A 6,683-nucleotide genomic window follows, 5' to 3' on the forward strand; every position below is an offset into this window, starting at 1 on the left:
GCCGGAAGTCAGGCTGCGCAGGGTCTCACCAGTCTCTGCTGCGATCCTGCCCACCCGGGTTTTCAAATTGGCATGAAAAGTATCCCGGTGCAGTGCTTCCATCCGCAAATGAAACAGCGATGACCGGCTGCGCGGTGCGATCTGCATCTGCTCCACCTGCTCTGCCGCTCCGGCCCAGATCCGCAATGCGCGGGCTTGCAGCTTTTCCGCCTCCGCCAACGCCCCGGCACGAAACTGCAGCCTTGCCAGATTGGCCGGTGTTGCTGCCCGGCGCAGATCCGTCGCCGGAAAAACAACCCGCGCCAGCAGGTCCGCCAGCCGGAACAACCGCATCGCATTGCGCGGACGGTCACGTCCAGCCGCAGCCAGCGCCCGTTCCATCAACCGCTCCCAAGCCAGATCAGCGCGGGACCAGCCGGCCTCGCGCGCGACCCGCATTTCCGCATCGGCCTTAAAGCCCCAGATACGCGGCGCGGACGTGTTCGTTTCCGTGAAGCTCATCTGCAGGACCCTCCATTGCTGCATTTCCAGTTTCCAAAACATAAGCGTAATCGGCCAGTTCCAGTGCCAGCTCGGCATTTTGCTCGACCAGCACCACCGACAGCCCGTTGGCGTTGATCTCCTCGACGATCCGGGCGATTTCCTCGACGATCACCGGCGCCAGCCCCATCGATGGCTCATCCATCAGCAACAGCCGCGGTTTGGACATCAGCGCCCGTCCTATCGCTAGCATCTGCTGCTCGCCGCCCGACATCGTCTTGGCCATCTGGGTGCGCCGCTCGCGCAGGCGCGGGAAGCGGGTGAAGACATCCTCCAGATCGTCTTCGATGGCGTCTTTATTTCTCCGCAGAAACGCTCCGGTGCGCAGGTTCTCCTCCACCGTCATGTCGGGGAAGATCCGCCGCCCTTCGGGCACATGGGCGATGCCATTGGCCACCACCTTATGCGCTGGCAGATGGTCAATCCGCTTGCCCTCGAATGTGATCTCACCCTCAGTGATTGGCAGCATCCCCGACATCGCCCGCAACGTGGTGGTCTTGCCCGCCCCGTTGCCGCCGATGATGGTGACGATCTTGCCCTCAGGCACCGCGACCGAGATGTTCCGGATCGCGTTGATCTTGCCGTAGTTGACGGCGATGTTCTTCATCTCAAGCAACATGGCGCGCGCCTCCAAGATAGGCCTCGATCACCGCCGGATGATTGCGGATCTCCTGCGGTCCGCCTTCGGCCAGGAACTTACCAAAACTCATGCAGGTGATGGTGTCGCACAGTCCCATGATCGCCTGCATGTCATGCTCGACAATCAGGATGGTGATCCCGTCCGCCTTCAGCCGCTCCATCAGATCCATCATCTGCCGGGTCTCTTCCGGGTTCATGCCGGTAAAGGGCTCGTCCAGCAGGATCACATCCGGGTGGCTGGCATAGGCCACCGCCATGCCCAGCGCCCGCTGGTGGCCGTGGCTCAGATCGCCTGCCCGTTCCTGCATCACATGGTCCAGGCCAAAGAACTCCAGCGCTTCCTTGGCCCGCGCCTCAGCCCCGCTGCGGTCCTCGCTGTCCCAGCCGATGATCGCGGCAAAGATATTGGGGCGGAACGGCATATGGGTGCCAACCAGCGCGTTCTCCAGCACGGTCAGCTCGGCAAACAGTGTCGAGTGCTGGAACGTCCGCACCACCCCGCGCCGGGCCACCTCATGCATCTGCAGGCCGGAGATATCCTCACCGCGCAGCAGCACCTGCCCCTCGGTGGGCTTGTAGAAGCCCGAGATCATGTTGAAGGTCGTAGTCTTGCCCGCCCCGTTAGGGCCGATCAAACCGTGAATGGACCCATGCGCCACCTTGAAAGACAGGCTGTCCACCGCCGTCAGGCCGCCAAACTGCATGGTCAGGTCTTTGACTTCAAGAAAATCGGTCATTCTGCCGGCCTCCGTTCCGGCGCACCCTCAGCAGCGCGTCTTTTGGTGAATTTCTGCACGATGCTTTCCAGCCCGTTGGGCAGGAACAGGATCGACAGGATCATGATGGCGCCATAGATCAGCGGCCGCATCTGCTCGAGACCCAGCTCACGCAGCACAATCTCGTTGATGACGGTGAGAACCACACAGCCCAGGATCGGGCCGTAAAAGGTAGCGGTGCCGCCAACGATCGCCCAGGTCAGCACATAAACCATCAGGTCGATATCAAAGGCGTTGGGGTTAATGGTGCCAATGTAATGCGCGAGCAAAGCGCCGGAAATCCCGGCAAAGCCCGAGGCAATGGCAAAGGCAAGCGTACGGTAAGCCCGCACATTCACGCCAGAGGCCTGCGCCAGCTTGTCCTGCCAATGCACCGCATGGAAGGTCAGGCCAACCGGAGATTTCTCGATACGCCACAGGATCCACAGGCACACAGCGACAATGATCCCTGCAAAATAGTAGTAGGACGTCGGCTCGAAGAAATCGAACTGGTAGAATCCGACCGAGAAATCCGGCATCGGGTCGATCCCCTTGATCCCCTTGGCGCCGCCAAACGGGTCACGGAACCGCTTCCACAGCAGGCGGATGATCTCGCCGGCGGCAAAAGAGCCGATCAGGAAATAGAACCCTTTCATCCGGAACAGCGGGAAAGACAGCAGTACCGCAATCAGCGCCGCAATCACCCCGCCCAGCAGCATCGAAATAGGAACATAGACTCCAAGTTTTTTGGTCAGCAGGGCCGAGGAATAGGCCCCCACCCCCATGATCACCACATGGCCCAGCGACCATTCGCCGGTCAGAGTCAGCAACCGGTAGCTGGCCACCAGCAGCACGTTGATGGTCAGGAACACCAGGATTTCCTGCTGCGAAAAGCTAAGGCCATGCGGCAGGGCAATCAGCGCGGCCAGCGCCGCGATCCATATCAGGAACTTAGGCACGGTCCGCACTCCCAAACAATCCGGTGGGCTTCACGATCAGCACAACCAGCATCAGCGACAGACCAACGATGTCAGCCAGCACACCATCATAGAAGGTGGTCACAAACGTATGCACCAGCGCATAAGCGACCGAGGCGACAATGGCGCCTTCCAGCGAGCCGACCCCGCCGACGATGATGACGATAAAGGCAGTAACGATCACCGAATGGCCCATATGCGGGTTGACCGAAACCAGCGGCGCGGTCAGCGCGCCTGCAATCCCGGCCAGGCCCGCCCCGATGAACATGGCAATCCGCGCGGTCATGGTGATTGAAATCCCCTGCAGCGCCGCGGCTTCAGGATCCTGGGCTGATGCGCGCAGTGCCCAGCCGAACTTGGTCCGCTTCAAAAAGTACCAAAGCGCCGACAGCAGCACGATTGCGGCAATGATCACATAGAGCCGCGCCACCGGCAGCCGCACCTTGTCACTGAACACAATGACCTCTTGGGTTACCGGCGGAATATGCACCATCCGCACGCCGAACCCCATCACCGCCAGCGCCTGCAGGATCATCAGAAACCCGATTGAGGCGACCAGCCCGCCCAAGGGATTGTCCTTCAACGGCCGGAACAGCGCCTTTTCCATCAACAGGCCCAGACAGCCCACAAACAACAGGCCTATGGCAACTGCGATAAAGAACGGCACGTGCAGCTCTGCATAGAGCGCCACAATCGCATAAGCGCCCGCCATGAACAGTTCGCCATGGGCAAAATTGATCACCCCCATGACGCCAAAAATCAGCACAAGCCCCACCGCAACAAGGGAAATATAGCTCGCAGCATACACGGCGTTCAGGCCGGTCTGCGCCAGAAGGTCCAGCATTGGATTGTCTCTTTAATCAGTCGGTCTGCGGCGCGAGGATCTGCCTCCCGCCGCGGGATTGCCTGCCTGAAAGATCAGCTGCGCTGATCCCACATCTGGTCATAGGCCTGCATATGCTTGATCAGCAGATCGCCATGTTTTGCGTACCAGTCCGGGATCGAACGGAATTCCTTGATCCGGGCCTTGCCGCTCTCAATCGCCACCACAGGCCAGTCGCCAACCAGCGCGTTGTCGATGCCGAACAGCTCGGTGCCCCACCACTCCGCGTCGCCAAAGGCATGCTTGCCCTTGCCCTCTTTCATCGCAGCCGCCACCGCATCCGGGCTGGCCGATCCAGCCTTCTCCGCTGCTGCCTTCCACAGATCCATGATCGAGGCATACTCCCAGCTCACAGCCCCCCATTGGCCCGGGTGGCGGGTGTTGAACTCCTCATAGAACCCATTCGGATCGGTAAAGTTTATGTTGTCGCCATTCAGCGCCGGATCATCGAAGTCCGGGAACTGGAAGACAAACCCTTCCATGAACTCTTCCGAGGTCTTGGCGATCATCTGGTCATAGAAATCCGCAGTGCAGGAAATGATCTGCCCCTTGAACCCTTGCTGGAACAGCTGCTCGGCAATCGGATGCACGTAATCACTGTAGCAGGTATCCAGGCAGACAATATCCGGGTTCTTGCTGATCAGACGGGTGACAACCGGCGCAAAATCGGTGGTGGCAGGGTCAAACAGCAGCGGTTCATCCAGCATTTCAATGCCCGCGGCCTCAAACGCCGCCAGATAGGTCGCAACCGAGGGCAGGCCAAGCGCATCATCCTGCGCGCACATCACCGCGGTTTTCAGGTCCGGCTTGTTCTCGGCCAGCCACTCCACCCCGGTCACATTGTAAATCGGGTGCACCTCAGCCGGTGCAATCAGCGTGTTGGAATCGGGTGACAAATCCGATGGCAGCAGGGTCGAGAACAGCATCCCGGTCTTGTCCGCCACCGGCTGCACACCGGGCCAGGTGTCGCCGCCCAGCATCATGATAAAGCTGACACCATCTTCGCGGATCAGCTTGGTGGCCCCGGTGCGCGCCTTGGCCGGGTCGTATTCGTTGTCATAAGACACAAACTCGACGTTATAGCTGCCATCGCCCAGCTTGATGCCGCCCGCGGCATTCACCCGCTCAGCCCAAATCTGGCAACCGTCCAGCCCGGGCTTGCCCCAGGCCGCCACCGCGCCGGTTAATGGCGCCAGAAAGCCGATCCTGATGGTATTGCCCGCCGCCAGTGACGCGGCCGGCAGCCCGGCACTCATCGCGGTGACCGCTGTCGACTTGAGGAACGTCCTCCGGGTCAGCCCCGATTTCACGATCTTGGAAATCATCTTCTTCTCCCATGTTGGACCCGCCTGTTTTGCGGCGGTGTGTTCTGCAGGATGCGGACTCTGCCTTTCGCGCCCCTTGGTTTCTACTCAACACAACTGAACCAATTAGGGCAAATTGGCCCCATCCTGAACCAAGGCTAGCAGCGAGATGGTTCACCGCAAAGAAATTTTCTTTCATTCAGCGAACCAAAAAGGCACCAATACAGGACCATTCATCAAGAAATGCGGCAAAACCAACCCGCAAAACGGCATAAAAACATGATCTTGCGGCGCATATTATCCAAACACCCCCGCAACCAATTTAAGAACCAATTTTTTCAACTTTCTTGCCGCCGGGAAGAAGAATCGTTAGCCTTGAGACCAATCCCAGCTGTGTCAGACGGTTGCATTGAGGCCGCCAAAACGGGTAACTGCACATCTGTCACAGCGATCAGGCGCAGGGGATTCCCCCGCCCATCCGGCCCGGAAAAACAGACCATGAGCTCAGCGGAAGACACCACCTCGCAAATCCTGACCACCCATTCGGTTGGCGCCACGGTGCAAGTCGTGATCGACACTCTGTTTGCACGTATCAAGGCGGGCACCTACCCGGTGGACACCCGGCTGCCGTCAGAACGCACCCTGGCCTCAGAACTGGGCGTTGCCCGCAATACTGTGCGCGAAGCACTGGACGTTCTGGCCAGCCAGGACGTGATCCATCGCCGCCCCGGATCCGGCAGCTTTGTCAAATTCCGCTCTGATCCCAAACCCGAAACCACTTATTCGTCACTGGCCAAAGAAGTTTCGCCGCTGGACCACTTGGTGGTGCGCGGCATTCTGGAACCGGAACTGGTGCGCCTTGCAGTGATCAACATGACCCCGCGGCAGATCGAGGAGCTGGACCAGATCCTCTCGCGCGTCGAGGCCGTGCGCACTGATCCGGGGGAATTCATCGAGGCTGAGGAAGATCTCTACCGCAAGATCGCCGAGGGTACCGGCAACCCGCTGCTGCACTCCTGCTACGAGCTGACAATCGAGGCCTGCCGCCTGTCCTACCGAACTGCGCTGCGCCGCCGCCATCTGACGCCGCAACGGATGCAGGAATACCAGAAACGCTACAATACGCTGTTCAACGCCATCGCCTCACGCGATGTGGAATCCGCGGTTGAATTCATCAAGCTGCACCTGATCGACGAGCAGAAGCTGCTGCTGCAGGAAGTCTAAGCCCGGCCGGTCTTCCGCCCGCTCAGCCCTTCACTGCGCGTGAGCTGACCTCGCTGCCCGGCGCACCGCTTTCCAGCCGCTGGTGCCACAGCTGCCCCAATGCCGCCATTTCGGATTTCAGCAAGGCGGAATGCTGCGCCAGCCAGTCGGGGATCGACTTAAACCCGGCAATCCGCGCCTTGCCTTCCTGAATGGTCACGACAGGCCAATCGCCAACCAAGGCATTGGAAATACCGAAAATATCCTCGCCCCACCATTCCGCATGGCCAAACGCGTGGGTGACATGCCCCAGCTGTTTCATCGCTGCCAGCACCGATGGAGGTTCGACGGAACCAGCCTTCTCCACCGCGCTGTGCCAGAT

General features: G+C 59.9%; 7 protein-coding genes and 1 pseudogene. 1 reads left to right on the forward strand and 7 read right to left on the reverse strand.

The window, feature by feature from the left end; all coding sequences use genetic code 11:
• The 6 genes from A2I95_RS24415 to A2I95_RS24440 form a co-directional block, all read right to left on the reverse strand.
• The coding region (locus tag A2I95_RS24415; RefSeq protein WP_291734023.1) for a tetratricopeptide repeat-containing protein at positions 1–501 on the reverse strand (501 nt) is incomplete at its 3' end.
• Complete coding sequence (locus A2I95_RS24420; RefSeq protein ID WP_035919826.1) at positions 452–1,159, reverse strand: ABC transporter ATP-binding protein; 708 nt, start codon at positions 1,157–1,159, stop codon at positions 452–454. The genes A2I95_RS24420 and A2I95_RS24415, both read right to left, overlap by 50 nt.
• Entirely contained in the window at positions 1,149–1,916 is a 768-nt protein-coding gene (locus A2I95_RS24425) for an ABC transporter ATP-binding protein (RefSeq protein ID WP_027256649.1), read from the reverse strand. Before A2I95_RS24425 ends, A2I95_RS24420 begins: the two co-directional genes overlap by 11 nt.
• Positions 1,913–2,893, reverse strand: coding sequence for a branched-chain amino acid ABC transporter permease (locus tag A2I95_RS24430; protein WP_027256650.1), 981 nt, complete (start codon positions 2,891–2,893; stop codon positions 1,913–1,915). The genes A2I95_RS24425 and A2I95_RS24430 overlap by 4 nt, the downstream gene beginning before the upstream one ends.
• A complete protein-coding gene (locus A2I95_RS24435) occupies positions 2,886–3,755 on the reverse strand; it encodes a branched-chain amino acid ABC transporter permease (protein ID WP_259988116.1) in 870 nt (289 codons plus the stop codon). Before A2I95_RS24435 ends, A2I95_RS24430 begins: the two co-directional genes overlap by 8 nt.
• Positions 3,756–3,829: 74 nt before the next feature.
• Positions 3,830–5,119, reverse strand: coding sequence for an ABC transporter substrate-binding protein (locus tag A2I95_RS24440; protein ID WP_291734031.1), 1,290 nt, complete (start codon positions 5,117–5,119; stop codon positions 3,830–3,832).
• A 477-nt stretch (positions 5,120–5,596) separates the two neighbouring features.
• On the opposite strand from A2I95_RS24440, the gene A2I95_RS24445 reads away from it, so the two are divergent.
• Entirely contained in the window at positions 5,597–6,322 is a 726-nt protein-coding gene (locus A2I95_RS24445) for a FadR/GntR family transcriptional regulator (protein WP_259988120.1), read from the forward strand.
• A 22-nt stretch (positions 6,323–6,344) separates the two neighbouring features.
• Here the strand turns inward: A2I95_RS24445 and A2I95_RS24450 are convergent.
• Positions 6,345–6,683, reverse strand: a pseudogene (locus A2I95_RS24450) (ABC transporter substrate-binding protein); the annotation flags it as partial.

Source organism: Leisingera sp. F5, assembly GCF_001593695.1.